A 22,293-nucleotide genomic window follows, 5' to 3' on the forward strand; every position below is an offset into this window, starting at 1 on the left:
CTAGGGACGCACGCCCGTAAAGATCATCCGCCGCGAATTCTCCGCCTCATACTCATCTTCCTCATAGCTGCCGTGCACGGCCTCCAGCTGAAGGCCCGCAGCGGCAATCATCTCGCGGAATTTCTCCAGCGGATACAGCTTGACCCGCTCATGATATATGCGGGGGCACCCCCTGACTTTGAGGTCAGGATGATGTCCTTCTTGACATAGCCATCCTCAATCCGCCGCGACTCATCAATCAGGTTGTCCCCGTCCTCACGGACTGAGTGCGGAACCAGATGACGGATCACATGGGCCGGATTCAAAAAATCAACAATGAATTTGCCGCCCGGCACCAGCATACGGTGAATTTCCCGCAGCACCTTCACCTGCTCCTCATCCTCTTCAAAATATCCAAACGAAGTAAACAAATTCACCACAGCCGCAAAACCGCCTTCAAGCGGCAGCCTGCGCATATCCGAACGTATCCAGGTGACCGCTTCTGCCCCGGCCTGCGCCCGTGCTTCACGGAGCAGCGCATCCGACAAATCCACACCCGTAACCTCATAGCCCGCTTCCGCCAGCGCCAGGGAATGGCGGCCCATGCCGCAGCATAAATCCAGCACTTTGGCGCCTTGCGGCAGCTCCAGCCAGCCGATCATTTTCTCCACCTCGCGCCGTGCCCCGCCGAAATCCCTGTGCCTGTATACAATTAGATAATCCTCGCCAAAGCTCTCCTCGTACCACTCGCCCATGTTCCTTCTCCTCCCGCAGCAGCGCCTGCACAAGCTTTTTCTATGTATGCTAATGCGTGTATTCAAACCTTAACTCTCCCAAATCTGCGGCTATGCTCCTGCTTTTCCTCCTAATATCGGGGCTTGAATACACCGCCTAATGTAACGCAATTGTACCGCCTTTTAGGGGTAAACTCAAAAAAGAGTCGCCATTTCGTCATACTTCCCGCGTCACGGCAACTCTTTAGCCACTTTTAGTTCAGTTGGAATTTAGATTTTCATACGGGTCTGGTCGTTACTACAGGAAATGGTTGGACTTTCGGCCGCAGTTGAAATCCGGTGACTGATTATACTTCCGGTGCGGGCTTTCCTACAAAAAGCTTTCAGGCGGGCGCTTCCGCTCCTTCAGTTCCAACTTCCCCTCCGCACTTCTACCCTTTTACGAATTTTTTAAGTTCATCTCACCTGGCTCTGCCGCTGCAAATAGACTCTCGCTTCATAAGGCCGGAGCTTCAGGCTCTGCAGGTCTTCCTCTTTATTCGGCGTGTAATTGGAAATCAGCAGCTCCAGCTTCTCCGGCTGAAAATCCTCCGGCAGCTCAAATACCGGCTCCCGCTCAAAAAAATTCAGGATTACCAGCAGCCGCTGCTCCTCCAGCGTGCGCGTATACGCATAAATTTCCGGATGCTCTTCCAGCAGCAGGGTATAGTCGCCGTAGACAATGACCTGATGTTTTTTTCGCAGCTCAATCAGCTTCTTGTAGTAATGATAGATCGAATCCGGGTCCCTGACCGCGCTCGCTGCATTGATCTCCCTGGAATTGGAGTTCACCCGGATCCATGGCACGCCTGTTGTAAACCCGCCGTTCTCCCCATCGTCCCACTGCATCGGCGTGCGGGCATTGTCCCGGCTTTTTTTGTGGATCGCGGCCATGATGTCGGCTTCGGGAACGCCATTCGTACGTTTTTCTTCATAATAATTCAGCGTCTCCACATCCCGGTAATCATCAATCGACTCAAAACCCGCATTCGTCATCCCGAGCTCCTCACCCTGATAGATATAAGGCGTTCCCTCCAGCATGTGAATGAAGGTAGCCAGCATTTTGGCCGAGGGGATGCGGTAATACAGATCATTGCCGAACCGGGAAACCGAGCGCGGCTGGTCATGGTTGCACAAATAGTTGGCGTTCCAGCCTTTGCCGTGCAGGACCGTCTGCCAATTGCTGATAATCTTCTTAAGCTCCAGGAGGCTCCAGGGTACCGTATCCCATTTTCCTCCGCCGGGCGCGGCGCAATCCAGATTCATATGCTCGAATTGAAAGGTCATATTCAGCTCGCGGCGTCCATCCCCGACATAATCCAGGGCCTGCTCCGGGCCCAGACCCGAGGTTTCGCCGACCGTCATGATATCGTAGAAGTAGAGCACCTGATCGTTCAGGTTGCGCAGCAGCGTGTGCACATGCTCCAGATTGGAGAACATATCATACGCCCGCACCGTTGCCGTTCCATGGGGATTCAAGGCGTCGGGATATCCGCCTTTTTTCACAATATGGGCGATTGCATCAAACCGGAAGCCGTCGACCCCTTTTTTCAGCCACCACTGCACCATTTCATGCAGCTTGTCAATCACGGCGGGGTTTTCCCAGTTCAGATCCGGCTGGAATTTAGAATAGAGATGCAGATAATATTCATCCGTCTTGGGATCAAGCTCCCAGACCGAACCGCTGAAATAGGACTCCCAGTTATTCGGCGGACCGCCGTTTTTGCCTTTTCTCCAGATGTAGTAATCCCGTTTGGGATTATCCTTCGAGCTTCTGGATTCAATAAACCAGGGATGCTGATGGGACGTATGGTTCAGCACCAGATCCATCATCAGCTTCATTCCGCGCGAGTGCAGCTCCCGCAGCAGCCGGTCAAAATCATCCATCGTCCCGAATTCCTTCATAATGTCGCAATAATCACTGATATCATAGCCGTTGTCATGATTTGGAGATTTATAAATCGGACAGATCCAGATCACATCCACGCCCAGATCCTGCAAATAATCCAGCTTGGACATAATCCCGCGCAGATCTCCAATCCCGTCACCGTTACTATCCATGAAGCTGATCGGATAAATCTGGTATACGACACTTTCCTTCCACCATTTTGGATTCACAAGGATTCCCTCCGCTTCTGCATTTCAGACATATTAGTATATCTTAACCACACTGGCGGAAGAGAATAACAAATTTTGATAAATCATTGCTTCACATGCGTTACTCAGCAGCGAATCCTCCATGATTGATTAATCTCTGTCCGCTTCACTCAGCTAAATGGAGTCCAATCCTCCTGCACCGCCCATATCATCTGAAGCTTTCAGGATATCCGCATGTTTCGGCACTGCATAATCTCCCGTACTAGAGTAAAGGGCTGGATTTAAACCAGCCCCTCCTCATCAAACCGTACGTGAGGTTTTCCCTCATACGGCTTTCCGATGTTTGTCATTCATGGGCATGCAGATCACAATAGCGTTTTCAGTCCATACATGTTGGCAATATACTTAACCTCAGATAATGAACTCATCCATCTTCTACGTTGTCTCTTCTTCGCATACCACCGGGTTAATCTCTGCAAAATATACCAATCCAGCTTAGTTAACCTCTTTTGGCTATAGTTCGTGTAGTAGTAATTTCTCCATCCTTGAATTTTTGGATTGAGCCATTCCACCTGTTCCGCGAACGATCTTGAGCGCATGCTCGGCGGTGCTAATCTGTTTTTGACCACGCCTCGGATCCGTTCCTCTGCCTTCTTCGTTAGCCACTGTTGCGTGGTATAATATACCTTCCCTTGAGAAGTTTCTGCTTTCGTTTTTCGGTGGTGCATTCCTAAAAAGTCGAACCCTTCGTCTCCTGTCCACAAGCCTACAATTCGGGTTTTCGTCGGGTGTAGGGTGAGTTCCAGACGTTCCATGATTCTGCGTATGAGTTCATACGCATGTTCGGCGTCCTTTTTGGTTTTGCAGACCACTACAAAGTCGTCTGCATACCTTGTCAGCTCTCCCAATCCACTTCCGTGTTTCTCCCACAATCGGTCAAAGTAGTGCAGGTAGATATTCGCCAGCAGCGGTGAAATGACGCCACCTTGCGGAGTGCCTAAATCAGATCGCTTTACGTTTCCTTCTTCCATGACTCCCGCCTGTAGCCACTTCCGTATTAATTTCAGGATCCGCCTGTCATTGATACGCATCTGTATCAATTTCATGAGCTTCTCTTGATTAATATTGTCGAAGTAACCTTGGATATCGACGTCGACTACCCAATTCCCTTTGCGGTTGCAGGCTTTCCGAATTCGTTCCAACGCTCCTTTCGCACTTCGTTTCGGACGAAATCCGTAAGAGACTTCTTCGAAGTCTGCTTCGAAGATGGGTTCAATTACCAGCTTAGTTGCCATCTGTATGACTCGGTCGCGAACAGTGGGTATGCCCAGCGGTCTTAGCTTCCCGTCTTTCTTTGGGATAAAGTGCCGCCGTACGGGCTGGGGATAGTAGTTGCCTTCTTTCAATTCTCTCTCGCAAGCCTTGAGGAAGCTTGTTTCTCCTTGTTCCTCAATATCTGCGAGCGTCACGGCATCTACTCCTGCAGCCCCCTTATTCGCCTTCACCCGTTTCCAGGCTTCGCACAGCACGTCCCAGCGGTGGATTTTGTCGTACAGGGCATGGAATTTACGCTTGCTGTTCTCCTTGGCCGCATGACCTAGCTTTTCTTGGAGTTCTTGAACTTTTTCCTTTGGTGTCGTTAGCCCTTTGGCATTCACTCACTCGTACCTCCTCCAAAAGCATAAACAAAGCAGGGCTCCTTCCCTCCCTAAGGTTATGTTGTCCTTAGGTTCTTCGGTACTATGAGCCCCTCGGACTCCCTTCCCACAGACGGTTCACTTCGTCTTCTGGACTTATAGAGCGTCTCTTTACGGGTTCCTACAAAAAAAATTCTCCCGTGTGGGGGAGGGTCTCCCCAGTTCACTGCACTATCTTTCAATCCATGCCGTTCCCATTACGCCGGAGGGTTCTTCACTGCTGTTCCAAGTTCTGCACAGTTTCCTTGGCCTTCGTCCATAGTTGCGGGACTCGGCTCCCTCTGTTCCCCTTCGCAGGGCCTTTTTGACGACGCGGCAGGATTCACTTGATGTTGCGGCCTGGATTGTTGCTCGCCCAGTCTCTGACTGATACTTTTGTCGATGCGCTTTTACACACAGATTTCGCCATATGCAAGCATCCTAGCTACAAAGGTGGCTTGGTCCCTCCCTTGGTTGGACTTTCACCAACTAGATAATGCGTACTTCTGGGCACGCCAACAACAAAAAAACAGCTCCCGCTTAAATAACCAGGAGCTGTTTGATACATGATTATGAATGTTGTTCCTAAACCACATTCTGTGCCCGCTGCTGCTCTTCCATCAGCCACTGCACCAGCATATACTCAGGAACCGTGCCTTTGTGGGACTCGGCATATTCGCGGACCCGCACCAGCAGACGCCCTGCGGTGTCAGGTGTGATTGTCAGGCCCAACTGGTCCAGCACATGGGCCACGCCGCCGGTGCCGGAATGCTTGCCCAGTACAAAACGGTGGCTCCGGCCTACCTCCGAGGGATCAAAGGTCTGATAGGTAGCCCTCTCCTTCATCAGCCCATCCACGTGGATTCCCGACTCATGGGTAAAAGCCAGCTGGCCCACGATCGGCTTGGCATCGCCCACGCTGCGGCCGGAAGCGGCAATCACCTTGTCCGCCAAACCTTTGAGCAGATCGAATCTTACGCTGCTATCCCCGCCGTAAAGGTGGTGCCAGGCCATCGCTACTTCCTCCATGGCTGCGTTGCCGGTGCGTTCTCCAATCCCGGCAACCGTGGTGCTGGCCCAGACCGCACCTGCGGCAATGCCGCTCAGCGTATTTGCACATGCCAGGCCAAAATCGTTATGGCAGTGCACCTCCAGCTCGACATCACCGGGAACTTCACCGAGCAGCGTGCTTACGCGCCCGGCAATCTGTCCCGGATGATGCGCCGACACAGTATCCGCATACCGGAACCTGCGGATGCCTTCCCGGTGCAGCGAATTCACCAGCCGGACCAGAAAACCCATATCGGCTCTTGATGAATCCTCCATGCCCACCGATACCGTCATGCCCAGCGAAAGGGCATACTCCGCCGCACCCAGCAGTTTGTTCAGTCCCTCATCTGTTGAGAGCCCCAGCTTGCCTTGCAGCTGAATCTCCGAAACAGGAATGGACACGTGGCTCCAGTTAACTCCTGTCGCCCGCGCCTTGTCGATATCCCCCGGCAGCGAGCGGTTCCAGGTCATCAGCTTCATCGGGAGGTTCAATCCGGCAATCGCCGCAATATCCTCCTGCTCCCGCGTACCCATGGCAGGAATCCCTACCTCTGCCTGCTCCACTCCGCACTCCGACAGCAACTTTGCGATTTCCAGCTTTTCCGCCCTCGTGAATGATACTCCAGCCGCCTGTTCGCCATCCCGCAGTGTCGTGTCACATAGCTTGAGACTTTTCACGGTGTACCTCCTTCTCCGCAGCAAGCGCATTTCGGATTACGGGAAATATGGACGCTGTAACAGGCGAAGTCGAGTGAGCTGAAGCGATGCATTACGCCCGCATAAGTTGTCCCTACCCCTGTAATCCATTTTACGGCTTCCAGCGCAGCCAGACAACCCGCAATTCCGGAGGTGGCTCCCAGAACTGGAAATCCAAGCGGCTCCCACTGGGGCGCCACATCCGGGTACAGGCATTCCAGGCAGGGGGTTACACCGGGAACGACCGTTGTGAGGGAAATCTCAAAACCATACATAGCAGCTTCCACCATAGGCGTTCCGGTATCTACACACAGACGGTTCAGCGCATATCGCTCGGGAAAGTCATAACGGGCGTCAATCACAATATCAGCGTCCTGCACCCAGGGCCGGGCAAGAGGAATTTCAATTCTGGCATTGTGGCCCTCAATTTCGACATGCGGGTTCAGACGCTTCAGCTGGGCAATCGCTGTACTCATGCGTTCCATCTTCAGGTGATCCGTATCCATCAGAATCTGCCGGTTCAGATCAGGCGGGACAACAATCCCTTCATGGGCCAAAATAAGCCTGCCGACACCCGCCGCAGCCAGATACAGCGCAGCCGTTCCCCCCAGCCCGCCAATTCCGGCCACCATCACCGTCGCTTCCTTCAGCGCCTTTTGCCCTTCTTCCCCGAGCAGCTTAAGCTGCCGGGCATACCGTTCCAGCTCCAAACCTCCGGCAAGCGGCTCCATCCCCGTCCCCCCTTGTGACTGATCATCAATTTGCAGCGTTAGCCTTCAAGGCTGAACAATCCGTGGCATGCGGTCATTTCCTTATATTTTTCCAAAAAAGCCAGTCCTTCCTCGACACATTCCACCCCGTAGCGGATGGTCTTCTCCTCTGAAGTGAACGGGAAAGGGGCACCGGCCCGCAGGCTCTTCAGCACCAGAATCACACGCCCGGTATACAGCAGCCCCCGTCCAAAACCCTCCACATTAATCTCAGCGGTGCTTTGCACCATGGCTCCGCTCTTCTCTTCCATGACTCCGGCGATAGCCTGGAACAAAATCGGAACCTGCTGGCGGACCTTCGGAGATACGGCACAGTTGAAGTCCGATTTATTCTTGTCCTCGGCGGAAGCCAGGAACAGCTTGGCGATTTTCTCCTGCGGAGACAGCGCGGCATGCCGTCCGAAGAAATCAGCCGTATCGAGCAGATTGCACAAACGGCGGACGAAAGCATCCGCCGTACCCTGATCCAGCTCCTTTACAACTTTGCGGCGGCGGGGTTTCACCGCCGCCCCCTCCCGGAAAAGTCCGACCTGAACTGCCATCTTTCCATCAGCCAATGGTTCCATCCCCTTCCTCCCCTTTCACCGTGTCTTCTTCCGCACGCAGCACTTTGGCCAGCCACATCGGCGGCTTGCCCTGAAGCATCTCAACCAGACGTTTCACCTGCTCATCAATCGGGCTGCCGAATGGAACCTTAACCGGCATAATCTTGCGGCGTGTCACCCGCGCGGCGGCTGAAGCGCCTATCTGCATGATGAAGATCAGTGTGCAATCTTCTACAGCCGTCAGGCGGCAGTCAATTTTACCGGCTTCATCCTGATTCAGAACAGCCGGCAGCTTGCGCAGCTCTACCAGTTCACCGCCATTTTTGGTCACATTATATACAGCGAACATTGGGCTTTGCCCGAAATGGGCATTCACACGGCTTCCATCATCTGTGGCGAACGCTACTTTCACGGTGCCCAGCCTCCCTCTGCATTAACAAATTCCCTGCTTTGTTGCTCCACTCCATGGCGCCTCTGTATCCTACGGAGACAGACATATATGCGCCCAGCTCATTCCATACCGGGAACCCCGCCGGCATAAATGCAGCAGCAATCCGCTGCGCTCCGGCGATACCGTGCGAATTGCTGATCCACAGATCAGCCCCCTTGCCCAGCACTTCGGCATCATCCAGATCCCCTATCCACACCTCGCGCTCCATCCCTGCAACCAGCGGTGTTTCATAGGAGGCAATCAGCGCCTTCTGCTCCACACCCAGCTCCTCAAGCCAACCCGAGACCGAGCAGAGATGATCCGGCTCCAGTGCAGCGATGGCAGACATGCCCGCAAACTGGAAATGCGCATCAAGCATGCTGTCGAGCAGATTCTCGCGCTGCCAGCAATAACGCAGCGGTACCGGCTCTCCGCTGATCTGATGCAGAAAATGCAGCAGCTCGTCGGAAGCCTTCAGCCCCATCGCATGCGTAAATACCTTATAGGGCGTACCCAGCGCATTATGAAGTCTTCTTGCCGGACGCTCCATGCTGCCGCCGATGGCGATCGTAAGCCCGGACTGCAGGCTCTGCAGCATGGAATCCAGCGGCACACCGCCCCGGGTCAGCGGGGAGAACCCGGTCAGCAAATGTCCTGACAAGGAGGTCGAGATATCCGGCAGCGCGATCACCTCGAACCCGAAGGAAGAAATCATCTCCTTCAGTTCCATCACATCGGCAGGTGTCAAAAAAGATCCGGGCAGCAGCGTAATCTGCCGGGTATTCACACTTCTCGAACCCCGGTGGCCCACCTGCTGGATCATTTCATCGATCATCGACTCCACCGCTGCGCTGAAGCCCGATTCCAGCGAGCCCCGGAAGTCCGGCAGCACCACGGAAAAGGCAAGCCCCCCGCGCATATTCCGCTCCCGCTTGTAGGACTTGAGCATACTCTGGTAATCCACCCCGGCGACATCGGTCAGTTCCGTTCCGATGATCCCGATGATATCGGGGCGGTGCTTGCTAAGCACCAGATTAAGAGCTTCCTCCAGATTGCGGTTGGCATCGAAGATCACGTCCATCTCCTGCAGGGCGGAGGTCTGTACTGCAATCGGCTCACGGAAATGCCGGGTCAGCAGCGCCTTGGGAAAAGCGGAACAGCCCTGTGAGCCGTGCAGCAGAGGCATGGCACGGTAGCAGCCCTGCAGGGCCAGCACGGCGCCGAGCGACTGGCCGGTCTTGATCGGATTGACCGAAGCCGGCTTCCTTCTTCGGTTAACGGTCATAGGGAGGCGCCTCCTTATCCCACGGAGCCGGGCTGGCAGCCAGCTTCCAGATCGGATTGGCCAGCGAATAGGTCAGTTCCTTGGCGAGCCGCAGAAGTCCTTCATAGCCCGCATACGCTTTATGCCGCTCCTGGTTGATATCAATGAACGGAATCTGTTCCTTCATCGCAACATACATATTGCGGCCGCCCGCGATCATCATATCGGCTTTGCGTTCCCGGACCGTCTTGAGGATGCGGCCGGCACCGCCCTCGGGAATATATTCGGTATCGTCACCTACACGGTCAGCGATCCGCCGGACATCATCCTCTGTGCTTTTGTTCGTTCCGACGCCCACCACCTGAACGCCCAGCTCCTTCAGTGCGGAAATGACCGACCAGCTCTTGACGCCGCCGGTATAGAGCACCGCTTTCTTTCCTTTCAGAATTTTGCGGTAAGGACGCAGCTCCTGGCTGAGCCGGGCCTCTTCACGCTCGGTTAGCCGGTCTACCCGGCGCTCCATATCACGGTCATTCATCAGATAGGCCATTTGCCGCAGCGAATAAGTCGTCTCCTTGGCTCCGTAAAAAGAGCCTTCGAAATAGGGGATGCCGTATCTGGACTCCATTTCCCTGGCGAGTCCAAGTAAGGCCCGGCTGCAGACAACCATGTTCACCTTGGCGCGGTGCGCCCAGGTGACCTCCTTGTAGCGGGCATCTCCTGTTATCCGTGAGGTTACTGAAATACCGGCACTGTTCATCAGCTTCTCGATATCCCACATCTCGCCGGCGATATTGTATTCGCCGATAAGATTGATCCCCATGGGCATATCGGGGAGGGCTCCCCTGTACCAATGACATACTGGAGCAGCGCATCTCCGGCCAGCCGGTTGCCGAGATTTTTGCTTCCGACAAATCCGGGGCTGTTCACCGGGATGACCGGTATACCGAGCCGCTCCGCAGCCGTCTTGCAGACGGCATCCATGTCTTCACCGGTCAGGGCAGTCACACAGGTTGAATATACAAATATTGCCGGAGGCGCAAAGCGCCCGGCAATATAGTCAATACTGTCCTTCAGTTTCTTTTCTCCGCCAAAAATAATATCGGAATCGGTCAGATCCGTAGCAAAGCCATATTGGGACAGGGAGGGCCCGCTGGACAGGGTCCCCCTGCTCTCCCAGCTGTTCCCGGCACAGGCAATCGGACCATGGACAAGATGCGCAGCGTCCATAATCGGCAGCAGTGTAATTTGGGCTCCGTCGAAGGAGCAGCCTCCAGCCGCTTCGCCCGGTTTGGGCCGTGGACAGGGCCGTACTTTCGGGGCCAGGCTCCCGCAAGCCCCGGAATCAAATTCGTCTTTTCGAACAGGGTCCATCGGCTCTTCATCTCCTTCGCTAAAGTTGCTTGCTTCACGCAAACCTCGCGCTGCTCAGGCGGCCATTGCACATGATTGCAAAATTCCTTTTATATTTATTCAAATATCACCGCACCAAATCATAGTTAAAGCCGGAGTTGTTGCGGTCAAGCTCATCAAGGACCGTATTCACGAGCAAGCTCAACAGGTTCAGCGTGCCCTGATAGCCGATGATCGGATAACGGTGCATATGATGACGGTCCAGAATCGGGAAGCCTACGCGAACCAGGGGCACACCCGCATCCTTGGCGGCAAATTTCAGATGCGAGCTGCCGATTGCCAGGTCAACCGGATCGTTGATCAGCAGCGAACGCATATGCCACAGGTCATTGCCGATGTACAGGGCCGCTTCGGAACCGTAAGGACTGGAAGCCAGAAGCGCCTCTGCTTCGTCCTTGAATTTCACTTCATTAAAATCGACATCGCCATTGGAGCAGACGATATGAACCGGCTCCATGCCAATCTCCAGGCAGAATCCGATGAGTCCGATCAACAGGTCCGGATCGCCTACGAGCGCAACCCGTTTGCCGTGCAGATAAGGATGGCTGTCCGTCAGGGCATCCACTACCCGGCCGCGTTCCTCCATTAGAGAAGCCGGAACGGGAAGGCCTGTCAGCTCACTGACGGCATCCAGCAGCTTATCCGTGCCGGTAATCCCCAGCGGTGTGGACAATGCAGTGAGCTGCTGGTTCCAGGTGCCGCTGATGAAATCCTGTGTTTTCTTCAATGTGTATTTCTGCAGTGACAATGTACCGAGAGCATTGGCTGCCAGAGGCACATCAGCGAGCTTCGTGCCGCCGTAGTAATATTCATACTCGCCTGTGGCCGGAGAGTCATAGTTGCCGCTGTGATCTCCCAGAAGCGTATATTTGGTATCGAAGGCCTCGAGAATTTTACGGATTTCAGCAAAGTTGCCGGTGTAAGGCTCAAACCCAAGCATCACATTCAGCTTCTCGCCCGCCTCTTCGCCGCTTCCAGGGTTAGCCTGAACGCCTGAGCGTTCATACAGGTAGCTCAAAATGCCTTTCAGCATGGAATCATAACCTGTAATATGCGAACCGACAAAGCTTGGCGTGTTGCAGAAGGCTACCGGGAAATCTTCTGTAATGGCTCCCTTGATCCGGGCATTGCCGATAAAAGAAGACAGGTCATCACCGATGACTTCAGCCATGCAGGTAGTACAGAGAGCAATCATCTCCGGCTTATACAATGCGATGCTGTTCTCCAAGCCGTCGATCAGATTGTTCATCCCGCCGAATACCGCCGCGTCCTCGGTCATCGAAGAAGAGACGGCAGGCGTAGGCTCTTTGAAGTGCCGGCTGAGATGACTGCGGAAATAAGAGTTGCAGCCCTGTGAGCCATGAACGAACGGCAGTGTTTTCTCGAAGCCAAGCGCAGCCATCACTGAACCCAGCGGCTGGCAGGCTTTATGAGGGTTGATGACCACAGCTTTGCGGTCAAAGTTTTTTTGCATATATTCTGCGGATTTGGAGTAGGCGAGTGCTTCTGCTGTATCCTGTTCGCTGCAGGGTGCTTCAAACTGCTTTTTGTTTGCCCGCTGCTGAACGTAGCGTTCTTCGGAGAATAATGAGTTGTAGTCTGGAATTTCCAGTCTGTCCCTGCTCATACGCCCGCCCCCTCTTTCTGTGCTTTTTCCTTCTTGCGGATCAGATTCCATACCGGACTGTTTACGGTCATATCCATGTCCTTGGCGAAAATTTTGAACCCGTCAAAGCCGTGATACGGGCCGCTGTAGTCCCAGGAATGCATCTGGCGGAACGGAACGCCCATCTTGTGGTACACATATTTTTCCTTGACGCCCGAGCCTACCAGATCGACATTCAGCTTCTGGGCCAGCTCTTCCAGCTCATAAGCGGTAGGGTCATCCATAATGATGGTGCCTTCCTTCATCATAGGGAAGGTTCTTTCGTAATCATCCTTATGGGCAAATTCATAACCGGAAGCTACGATATCCATGCCCAGATCCTCGTATGCTCCAATCGTATGACGGGAACGCAGACCGCCGATCATCAGCAGCACCTTTTTATTCTCCAGACGCGGTTTGTATTTATTAATAATGGCATCCATTGCCGGTTTGTGTTTCGCAATCATTTTCTCACAGTTCTCCTGGATCGTTGCATCGAACCGCGCTGCGATAGCGCGCAGACTCTCATAAGTCTTGGACGGTCCGAAGAAATTGTATTCCATCCACGGAATATCATAGGCCTTCTCCATATGATCCACCATGTAGTTCATGGAGCGGTGGCAGTGAATCAGATTCAGCTTCGCCTTATGGGCAATTTCCAGCTCGTTCAGGGTACCGTCGCCGGACCACTGGGCAATGACGCGAAGGCCCATTTCTTCCAGCAGAATACGGGAAGCCCATGCATCGCCGCCGATATTATAGTCGCCGATAATATTGACATCATAAGGGCCGGTTTCAGCCAGTTCGGCTTTGCCCAGCACGAAATCGCGGATGGCATCATTGGCGATGTGGTGGCCCAGCGACTGGCTGACGCCGCGGAATCCTTCGCAGCGTACTGGCACAATCGGCATATCCAGCTCTTTGGCCATTTTTTTGGATACCGCTTCAATATCATCGCCGATCAGACCGACCGGGCATTCGGATTGTACAGAGATCCCTTTGGCGAGGGGGAACATTTCCGTGATCTCGCGTATAATCACTTCCAGCTTTTTGTCACCGCCGAAAACAATGTCCGTTTCCTGGAAATCACTCGTAATCTGCATAGCCGTAAAATTGTCGATCCCCAGCGTGCCATTGGCATAGTTGCGGCGTGTGCCCCAGCTGTACTGTCCGCAGCCGATAGGACCGTGGCTGATATGAACCATATCCTTGATCGGCCCCCATACCACACCTTTGGAGCCCGCAAAGGAGCAGCCGCGCGGCGTCATTACCCCGGGACGGGATTTAATATTAGACTTCAGGGCACAGGTGCCGCAGGATTGGGCTTCTTCGGTATTGATCTGGAAATGCTTCTCGCGGTCCTTCTTTGCTTTTTTGGGGTAGGCTTCCAGAACCTCTTCTACTATTTTCTTATTCTCCTCGATATTCAGTCCCATTCATTGCCCCTCCTTTTCCTGGTGCAGGATGCTTGAGCCGCCTGCGTGGCCTTAAGGCCACTGAAAGGTCATCCGGTGAAGGCCGTCTCTCCACTCCCGTTCACCGGATGGCCGGGTAATCACGGCTTGCCGTCTTATTGGCCGGAAGCCTGCAGCTTCTTGAGTGCAGCTTCTTCATCTTCGATGATGCCGAATTCCATCAGCAGCTCTTCCAGTTCTTCCATTGAAATCGGGGTAGGGATGGTCAGCATTTTGTTGTTGAGGATTTTTTCAGCCAGAATTTCATATTCTTTAGCTTGTTGATGGGCAGGGTTATATTGGGCTACCGTCATTCTGCGCAGCTCGGCATGCTGAACGATGTTGTCGCGGGGAACGAAGTGGATCATTTGCGTGTTCAGACGACGGGCCAGCTCCATGATCAGCTCGTCTTCACGGTCGGTGTTGCGGCTGTTGCAGATCAGTCCGCCCAGTCTCACGCCGCCGCTGGTAGCATATTTCAGGATACCGCGTGCAATGTTGTTGGCCGCGTACATCGCCATCATTTCACCGGAACATACGATATAGATCTCTTGGGCTTTGCCTTCACGGATCGGCATGGCGAAACCGCCGCATACAACGTCGCCCAATACGTCATAGGATACAAAGTCCAGATCCTGATAGGCGCCTTCCTGCTCCAGGAAGTTGATGGCAGTAATGATACCGCGCCCTGCGCAGCCTACACCCGGTTCAGGTCCGCCGCACTCTACATTGATAATGTCGCCAAAGCCGGTCTGCAGCACATCCTCCAGTTCCAAATCCTCTACCGAGCCCAGTTCGGCTGCCAGCTCCAGCACCGAGTTCTGTGCCTTGGTGTTCAGAATCAGGCGGGTCGAGTCTGCCTTCGGGTCACAGCCTACGATCATAATTCTTTGTTTGAATTTGGTTGCGAGCTGGGCCAAAGTGTTTTGGGAGGTTGTGGATTTACCGATACCGCCTTTACCGTAGAAAGCTATTTGTCTCATCATTCATCATCCCTTCGAAATGTTTATATTTTCAAAATAAGAGCTGTACTTCACACTTTCGAGAATCGCTTCCTGTATTCCGCCTTTGCGGACAAGCGGCAGGACCCCGGCTTTGTTCAGGCTGGCACGGGGACTATCGCCGATTCCGGAGCAGAGAAGAATGCGGCAATCACTTACAATAGAGATAATTTCTTGGAGCGTGGCGGCTTTGTCGCCGTTGCAGTCTGCTGTGCCGTGGCAGTATGCCTGTATCTTGCGGACACCGAGCAGCTGAACCTCCGCTCCATCGGTATCGTAAACCAGGAATTCCGTGGCATGCCCGAAATGCTGATTGACCTTGTCGCCGCCTCTGGTAGCCACCGCGACCCTGATCTTCGGTGCATTCTCCCGCAACAATCTCGCCTCCTTCGCTTGGACCCGTTCGCGGATCTTCACATCCAGCTCTCCTTGAAACAATGCTCTGGCTTCTGTATTGATCACCGGATCAGCCTCCATCGCTTCCAGCGGGAAGTCCCGGTTGCGGTCCTGGCCCAGCAGCCCGATGGCGTCAGCCCGGCATTGCCGGCAGTGGCGCATCACCTTCATGCCGCCCTGTCCAAGAAGCTCCTGCAGATTGTGCAGTTCCTTCGGACGGGGCGCTTTGCGCCCGTCCTTCTCATACTGGCTGCCCGGCGCGATAATCAGCGGTGTTACGTTGTGCAGTGTGGCCCCGAGCTCTTTTACTCTTTTGGACACTGCCGGTAAATGATGATCGTTGACCCCAGGAATCATAATCGAATTCACTTTGACGAGAATCCCCAGCTTCGCCAGCAGTTCAAGCCCCCTCAGCTGGCGGCTGATCAGCAGTTCTGCGGCAGCTTTTCCTTCATAACGCACACCCTCGTCGAACACCCAGGGATAAATCGCTTGACCGACATCAGCATCGATGGCGTTGATGGTGATGGTGACATGGCGGATGCCAAGCTCCACAATCTCATCGATATGCCGGTACAGCGTTAACCCGTTGGTGCTGAGGCAAAGGGAGACATCAGGCACATTCTTCTTCACCCGGGCGAAGGTGTCGAACGTCTGCTCCGGATTCGCCAGCGGATCGCCGGGACCGGCAATGCCCACTACCGACAGCTGCATCAGCTGGGCGGCTACCCCTTTCACTTTGCGTTCTGCCTGCTCCGGGGTAAGCACCTCACTGACCACACCAGGCCTGCTCTCATTCACGCAGTCAAACTTGCGGTTGCAGTAATGGCACTGGATGTTGCAGGCGGGAGCTACCGGGATGTGCATCCTGGCATAAAACCGATGGGCTTCCTCGCTGTAGCAAGGGTGGCGGCTGATCTCCTCCTCTGCTTCACTTGATATACACGGCGACGGCTGCATCATTTCCCACCTCCTAAAAGTGACCTGATTAATAGAGTTTATTTGTGCGGAACAATTAAACGAATGTTATGTTTCCTAACAACAATTCGCTTGGCCGCTTTAATTAGTCTCATCATATTTTCATTCCTGTACATCGTCAATTGTATTCAGACTTAAAAAGCCCTATTTTTCCTTATGTTTGCAGTTTCGCCATATCATATGTTAAGTTATCTGACTTATATGTATCATGTTTCCGTTTCCATTGCAGTCAATTTCTATTGATATTTGTTCTCACAGGCATTGACAACGGCTCTTAAGTCGTATATGATACTTTTAAGTCAACCATGTAACCAATCAAATTTAATATATCCCGTGAAGGGGAGTAGCTGTTAGATAAAATCGTCAATACGAGAACGTGAGGATGTTCTCCGGTTTTATCGGCAATGAACATTGTTAGCGAGACCTTTACCAATCAGGTTAGACCTTTATTCCAAAGGCTGATCTGTTTGGTAAAGGTCTTTTTTATATATATTTGGTTAAAATATTGGTATCGCAGGAATTTTGTAGCCGTATTTACATTCAATTGAGGAGGAAGCAGCAATGGATTGGGGATTATTATTAGAATACGGATGGGTATTACTCGTTCTCGTAGCACTGGAAGGGTTGCTCGCCGCAGATAACGCACTGGTACTGGCAATCATGGTTAAACACCTTCCTGATGAGGAACGTAAAAAAGCTTTGTTCTATGGTTTGGCCGGGGCATTCGTGTTCCGCTTCGGTTCGCTTTTCGTCATCTCTTATCTCGTGGACATCTGGCAGGTACAAGCCATTGGCGCCATCTACCTCCTGTTCATCGCGGGGAATCACATCTTCCGGAAAGTGCTGTTTAAGAAGCCTGTTACTGAAGAGGCTGCGGAAAGCGGCACTGAGGAAGTCGTACAGAAAAAGAAATCCAGCTTCTGGTTTACAGTACTTAAGGTTGAAGTAGCGGATATTGCGTTTGCCGTTGACTCTATCCTCGCGGCCGTTGCGCTTGCCGTCGCGCTTCCGCCAAGCGGAATGGGCAAGATCGGCGGCCTTGACGGCGGCCAGTTCCTCGTTATTTTTGCCGGCGGCTTCATTGGACTGGTCATTATGCGGTTTGCAGCCTCATTCTTCGTCAAGCTGCTCCACTCCCGTCCAGGTCTTGAAGTTGCTGCATTCTTCATCGTTGGCTGGGTCGGCGTTAAGCTGGCTGTCATCACCCTGGCTCATCCGTCACTGGGTGTCCTGTCCGAGGACTTCGCCCACAGCACCTTGTGGAAAGCTACCTTCTATGTCGTGCTTGTCATTATTGCAGCCACCGGCTGGTTCATGAGCAGCCATAAGACAGAAGAGAATGTCGGTGAAAACCCTGTCCGCGAAGTCGATAAGCAGCTGGGCAAATAAATAGCAGCTGTTCATAGCCAGCCACATAAAAAGCCTGCTCCCCGCCTGATGGCGGGAGGCAGGCTTTGCTATTGCTCATGGTGTGGAGAAAGTACTATGTTTTGATAACGTACGCCTCTTAGGCTACATACGCTGCCGCTGGCCAATATTCTGGTCAACTTTGCCCTGCAGCTCCACCAGCTTCATCAGGACGGTGGCAACGCCAGCTTTGGTTACATTTTGCTGCGGATTGAATTTGCCGTTGTCTCCCTGCATGAGCCCCAGCTTCACAGCCAGCGCTACCGCACCTTTGTTTTTAATAGAGGCACTGTCACTAAAGCTGCTCACCGCTGTGTCATTTTCCAGAAAAACAGAGATTTTGCTGTATTGCAAAAAGGAGGCCAGCAGCACAGCGAGCTGTTCACGGCTAAGCTTATTGTCCGGCTGCAGCACAGTATCCTTGCTGATCCATTCGTGATTTGCGGCGAAGCTGACAGCCTTATAATATTCACTGTCCGGATTTACCCCTGCTACGGTCTTCTGTTCTGTTCCATTCGTGTACCCTTGGTAGCTGGATGTGGATGCTGTGGCAATGAAGGTAAACCAATCACCCACAGTGATTTCCTGATCCGGGTTGATTTTGCCGTCAGCATCAGGGACAAGCACACCATACTTCACCAGCTCAGTTAATGCCTGCTCGGCTGGATGGCCTTTCAGGTCAACTGCCGCAGGGGTGCCCGCATTCTGGCCGGAATAGGCGTACACTTTCACCCATTTCCCCGTAGCAGCATCCAGGACTTCGGACTGATCTTGTTCGTTGGCCGGCAGCGGGCTGTAGACCAGCTTTACTTGTGGTTCTACATATCCAATGTTGTTATAGACTCCGCCTATGCGGTTATATTGCAGCTTCATGGCATAGCGGTCTTTGTAGCTCTGCACTGCCTCGCTTTGGGATATTGCCGGGGTTGGCTGCCCCTGTATCGTTGAGAAATCCGGACCTGCTGCAGAATAGCTTACCAGCCTGCCGTAAATATCCATTGCCAGCGTTACTCCTGTATCACTTACCGGAATACCGTTATAATAGCGCACAAATTGAAAACGGAAGCCCTTGCCGTCCGGAAGCACACTCCATGTTCCGCCATGCTCAGCCAGCTTAAGAACACTGCTGGCCTGATCATACAAACGGTTGACAAGTAATATGGCTTGCTGCTTGGCTTCGGCCTGGGTCAGCTTCTTTCCTCCGGCAGGTGCTGGCTGTGGCTTCACATCCTTGCTGCCGGTAAATTGCTCCAGCTGATACTGGTAGATTTGGCCGGTTGCCGCATCCACCTCTGCATAAGAGCTGGCTGGAAATCCGGCCATGCGTGTGTTGCTGTTATCCCTCCAGGCCAGCCTCCAGACCTTTTGCTTCGTATTCGGGTAGCCAGTGCCCAGCGATTGATTGTCCGGCTTGCGTTCTGCCGGAATGGCTACAACCTGCTGCACAAGCTTGGCAGCTTCCGCAGCGGTAATCTCCTTGCCGGTATTGGCCGCTTGAAACCGTTCCTTGGCCTGAGGCACAGCTTCATATGTTATCGGTAAGCTGGAAGCTTCAGCCCCTTCGTTGTCTATACTTTTACCGGTCTGGGCATTTATTGAATACAGCGATTGTTCCTGTGGACGCCAGCCCAGCACCCACTTCTCTATGGTGTTGTCCTTATACACCGGAATATAGTACAGGCCTACGGCAAAACCGTCCGTAAACTTCTTCTGCGCCGAGTCCAAAGAAATAGCAGGTTTGGCCGATGGATACTCTACCCCAGGGGCTGTCTTATTGAACTGGAGAACATCACCGTTGCCGTTTACAGTGATTGAGAGTACATCCGAAGCTGAAGGCAGTCCATTCTTCAGGAGCTTGAAATAGAAATTGTATTGCACCGTCCCGAAAAGGCTCCCCCCTACCGGATTCATGGCCTCATTATCCGTCAGCTGAATGTCATCAGGCCCCAGGGAAGGCGCCGCTTTGGCAATAAACTTCCGGGCCTGCTCCAGCGCATCGGCACGCGTCAATTTGGGCGGATAATAGGCATCCTGCTGCAAAAATGGATACGTGACATAAGTATTGATTAAATCCCCGGTAAGCGCGTCAACCTGGGTCGAAAACCCATAGCTTGTGCCGCCAATCTCATAACTCCACGAAATATTCCAGATCATCTGATTGCCGCTGGGCGGCCAGGAATTGTCCTCTCCCAGACGGACACCGGATACCGTTGCATCCTTCAGAACCGGGAACAGCTCCCTGGTCTTGGCAACGGCTTGATCCTCTGTGATTTTAGCTTTGGAAGGATCGGGGGTGACTGCGGCTTGTCCGCCAACATCCATAACTGATGGCACAGCAACCGCAGAGGCAGAGCCTGACTCGGCTGCGGCCAGTCCGCCAGGCAGCAGCAGGGAGAGAGCTACTGTAGAGATCAGCGCGGCTTTGACCGTGTGATGAACGAATGGGGAACTGTTTTTCGTATGTTCATGTCTATCCAAAAAATTCATCCTCCTCATTATGCATCCATTAATCTCCTAAGTATAAAGATTCATGCTTATTTTTTCCATATTTTATTTACGACAGGAAACTACAGGTTTACGCAAAAAAAGACCCCATCTGTCTATTCGGCAGAGAGGCCAGTGCTGCGGCATAACGGATGAAACATCGGCAACAGATATTCAATTAGGCAGATGTACTTGGAATTCCGAGCCTGCCCCCAAAGTGCTTGTAACTGTTATTTGTCCTCCATGGGCTTCGACAATGGCTTTTACGACCGCCAGGCCAATGCCTGCTCCTCCGGTTTTACGGCTGCGCGATTTCTCTCCACGGTAGAACCGCTCAAAGATAAATGGCAATTCGTCCGCAGCAATTCCCGCCCCTGTATCGGCAATCCTCACAGTAATCCCGGAAGGTTCTTCTATAAAGCTGATTTCTACTTGTCCTTCTTTGGTAAATTTCAGCGCGTTATTCAAAAGATTCACGAACACCTGGACCAGGCGCTCATAGTCTCCGCTGATCCAGTGTTCCTTGTCCTCCTTCAGTGTCAAGACTACCTTCTCCAGCTCCGGCCTGCCGGCAACCGAATGAATGGAATCCCTGATCACGTCACTCAGGCACAGCCTTTCATGACGCAGCTGGATCATCGGGTTCTCCGCAGCGTTCAACTGCTCTAGATCACCGATAAGCTGAACCAGGCGCATGATTTGTGCATGGCAAATCTGGAGCCTGTCAGGCGTGGCTTTCCAGACGCCATCCTGAAATGCCTCAATATAGCTCTGGACTGTGGTCAGAGGAGTACGCAATTCATGCGCTACATCCGCCGTAAGATTCTTCCTCAGCTTCTCCTGCTGCTGTAGGGTATCAGCGAGATAATTAAGGGCCTGGCCGACCTCATCGATTTCCGTGTGTGTTCTGGCCGGCAGTGGAACCCGTTCCGTCAAATCCCCTTCTCTCATCTTCATTGCTATTCCCTTGATGCGCACGAGTGGCCGGCTGAGCCCTTTGGCCATATATCGGCTGTACAGATACGCCCCGCCCAGCACCAGCAGCAGCGCGCCCCATGACAGTCTGTTGAACCTCTGCAAAAAATCCCGGTTCTGCGCCTGCTCCGCTCCGCCATTCCCCCGGATTTCGAGTGTGCCCACATTCACTCCTTCCTTCTGCACCGCATAACGGGTCGCAGCCTCATCCGGAGCAGCCGCTGACATCGGCATACCCATGTTTCCCGTATCCCAGACGAGCTTCCCCGCCGCATCAAAGAGGCGTATCGAATAATTCCGCAGCATGGCCTGATGGGCCACCCCCATCAACATGTCCCGATTCCATGAATCAGAGGAATCATAAGCCTGTTCCAGATCGGCCAGCAGGAACCCGGCCTCTGTCCGCTGCCGGCTCTCAACATACCTTCCAAAGGAAAAGCTCATGACCAGATTTACCAGAAATAAGATGATCAGCAGGGAGCTTAGAGCAACCCCCAAATGGGACAGCAGCAGTTTGTTCCCTAGTCCGCCTCTATTCATCCCGGTTCACCAAAAATTTATACCCCACCCCGAACACAGTGGCAATATATCGGGGCCGCCTGGAATCATCGCCGATTTTTTGCCGCAGATTCTTGATATGCACATCAATCGTCCGCTCAAAGCCGTCGAAGTCATCCCCCTGGATCAGGTTCACCAGCTCATAACGGCTGAAAACCCGTTTGGGATTCCCGCTCAGGCACTCCAGCAGCTTGAATTCAAGAGGGGTCAGAGCAATTAGTGCACCTTCCACTTTGACCTCATGCCGCTCGGCATCAATGGACAGGCTGCCGCCTCCAAAGCTCCGGGGACTCCCTTGCTCCCGGTTCAACTGGAGCCGCGTTCTCCGGAGCAGGCTGGTTATCCGGGCCAGCAGTTCCCGTGGACTGAAAGGTTTGGTAATATAATCATCTGCGCCTGTCAGCAGGCCGTTCACCAGATCATCCTCACTGCTTTTCGCGGTAAGCATAAGAATGGGAGTATTTGAGCTGCTGCGGATCAACCGGCAGACCTCTTCGCCGGCTATGTCCGGCAGCATGAGATCAAGCACCACCAGATCAGGCTTCATCTGCTCAAAAAGCTGCAGCGCGCTGGTTCCCGTCTCAGCCTCGTATACGATATAATTGCTTTTCTCCAGATAAGCCCTGATCACCTGAAGAATATCCTTCTCATCGTCCACCAGCAAAATGGTTGAAGTACCCACACATGACCATCCCTTCCATA

General features: G+C 53.1%; 17 protein-coding genes and 1 pseudogene. 1 reads left to right on the forward strand and 17 read right to left on the reverse strand.

Annotation, left to right across the window (positions count from 1 at the left end; all coding sequences use genetic code 11):
* The 14 genes and pseudogenes from JI735_RS02610 to nifB form a co-directional block, all read right to left on the reverse strand.
* Nucleotides 1–734: pseudogene (locus tag JI735_RS02610) on the reverse strand (class I SAM-dependent methyltransferase).
* 435 nt (nt 735–1,169) lie between these two features.
* A complete protein-coding gene (locus JI735_RS02615; RefSeq protein WP_039838105.1) occupies nt 1,170–2,870 on the reverse strand; it encodes a glycoside hydrolase family 13 protein in 1,701 nt (566 codons plus the stop codon).
* Nucleotides 2,871–3,214: 344 nt separating this feature from the next.
* Nucleotides 3,215–4,507: a group II intron reverse transcriptase/maturase gene (ltrA, locus tag JI735_RS02620; protein ID WP_202676244.1), complete on the reverse strand. Its 1,293-nt coding sequence runs from the start codon at nt 4,505–4,507 to the stop codon at nt 3,215–3,217.
* Between the two features lie 603 nt (nt 4,508–5,110).
* Nucleotides 5,111–6,253 carry a homocitrate synthase/isopropylmalate synthase family protein gene (locus JI735_RS02625; protein ID WP_039834966.1) on the reverse strand — a complete coding sequence of 381 codons (1,143 nt, stop codon included), beginning with the start codon at nt 6,251–6,253 and terminating at the stop codon, nt 5,111–5,113.
* A complete protein-coding gene (locus JI735_RS02630) occupies nt 6,250–7,002 on the reverse strand; it encodes a HesA/MoeB/ThiF family protein (protein WP_039834965.1) in 753 nt (250 codons plus the stop codon). The genes JI735_RS02625 and JI735_RS02630 overlap by 4 nt, the downstream gene beginning before the upstream one ends.
* Nucleotides 7,003–7,040: 38 nt before the next feature.
* Nucleotides 7,041–7,607: a DUF269 domain-containing protein gene (locus JI735_RS02635; RefSeq protein WP_083886617.1), complete on the reverse strand. Its 567-nt coding sequence runs from the start codon at nt 7,605–7,607 to the stop codon at nt 7,041–7,043.
* Nucleotides 7,591–7,998: a nitrogen fixation protein NifX gene (gene nifX / locus JI735_RS02640; protein ID WP_202677020.1), complete on the reverse strand. Its 408-nt coding sequence runs from the start codon at nt 7,996–7,998 to the stop codon at nt 7,591–7,593. Before nifX ends, JI735_RS02635 begins: the two co-directional genes overlap by 17 nt.
* The gene (gene nifN / locus JI735_RS02645; RefSeq protein WP_020426656.1) at nt 7,973–9,301 is read right to left on the reverse strand and encodes a nitrogenase iron-molybdenum cofactor biosynthesis protein NifN; all 1,329 of its coding nucleotides are present in this window, start codon (nt 9,299–9,301) and stop codon (nt 7,973–7,975) included. Before nifN ends, nifX begins: the two co-directional genes overlap by 26 nt.
* Complete coding sequence (locus JI735_RS02650) at nt 9,291–10,109, reverse strand: nitrogenase component 1 (RefSeq protein ID WP_267919117.1); 819 nt, start codon at nt 10,107–10,109, stop codon at nt 9,291–9,293. Before JI735_RS02650 ends, nifN begins: the two co-directional genes overlap by 11 nt.
* Nucleotides 10,040–10,654, reverse strand: coding sequence for a nitrogenase component 1 (locus tag JI735_RS36785; RefSeq protein WP_267919118.1), 615 nt, complete (start codon nt 10,652–10,654; stop codon nt 10,040–10,042). The genes JI735_RS02650 and JI735_RS36785 overlap by 70 nt, the downstream gene beginning before the upstream one ends.
* Before the next feature lie 106 nt (nt 10,655–10,760).
* Nucleotides 10,761–12,320, reverse strand: a complete 1,560-nt coding sequence (nifK, locus tag JI735_RS02655) for a nitrogenase molybdenum-iron protein subunit beta (protein WP_020426654.1) — start codon at nt 12,318–12,320, stop codon at nt 10,761–10,763.
* Nucleotides 12,317–13,774 (reverse strand): nitrogenase molybdenum-iron protein alpha chain, encoded by a 1,458-nt coding sequence (nifD, locus tag JI735_RS02660; RefSeq protein ID WP_039834961.1) that lies wholly within the window; start codon nt 13,772–13,774, stop codon nt 12,317–12,319. Before nifD ends, nifK begins: the two co-directional genes overlap by 4 nt.
* Nucleotides 13,775–13,908: 134 nt before the next feature.
* Entirely contained in the window at nt 13,909–14,775 is an 867-nt protein-coding gene (nifH, locus tag JI735_RS02665) for a nitrogenase iron protein (RefSeq protein WP_019908852.1), read from the reverse strand.
* A 6-nt stretch (nt 14,776–14,781) separates the two neighbouring features.
* On the reverse strand, nt 14,782–16,152 hold the full coding sequence (nifB, locus tag JI735_RS02670) for a nitrogenase cofactor biosynthesis protein NifB (RefSeq protein ID WP_039834960.1): 1,371 nt from the start codon (nt 16,150–16,152) through the stop codon (nt 14,782–14,784).
* A 576-nt stretch (nt 16,153–16,728) separates the two neighbouring features.
* Here nifB and JI735_RS02675 point away from each other — a divergent pair.
* A complete protein-coding gene (locus tag JI735_RS02675) occupies nt 16,729–17,556 on the forward strand; it encodes a TerC family protein (protein WP_039834959.1) in 828 nt (275 codons plus the stop codon).
* Nucleotides 17,557–17,679: 123 nt separating this feature from the next.
* Here the strand turns inward: JI735_RS02675 and JI735_RS02680 are convergent, their stop codons facing one another.
* The 3 genes from JI735_RS02680 to JI735_RS02690 form a co-directional block, all read right to left on the reverse strand.
* Nucleotides 17,680–20,052 (reverse strand): S-layer homology domain-containing protein, encoded by a 2,373-nt coding sequence (locus JI735_RS02680; RefSeq protein WP_039834958.1) that lies wholly within the window; start codon nt 20,050–20,052, stop codon nt 17,680–17,682.
* 180 nt (nt 20,053–20,232) lie between these two features.
* The gene (locus JI735_RS02685; RefSeq protein WP_202677021.1) at nt 20,233–21,573 is read right to left on the reverse strand and encodes a sensor histidine kinase; all 1,341 of its coding nucleotides are present in this window, start codon (nt 21,571–21,573) and stop codon (nt 20,233–20,235) included.
* A complete protein-coding gene (locus JI735_RS02690) occupies nt 21,566–22,273 on the reverse strand; it encodes a response regulator transcription factor (RefSeq protein WP_039834955.1) in 708 nt (235 codons plus the stop codon). Before JI735_RS02690 ends, JI735_RS02685 begins: the two co-directional genes overlap by 8 nt.
* Nucleotides 22,274–22,293 lie beyond the last annotated feature (20 nt).

This window comes from Paenibacillus sonchi, assembly GCF_016772475.1.
Classification (GTDB): domain Bacteria; phylum Bacillota; class Bacilli; order Paenibacillales; family Paenibacillaceae; genus Paenibacillus_AQ; species Paenibacillus_AQ sonchi.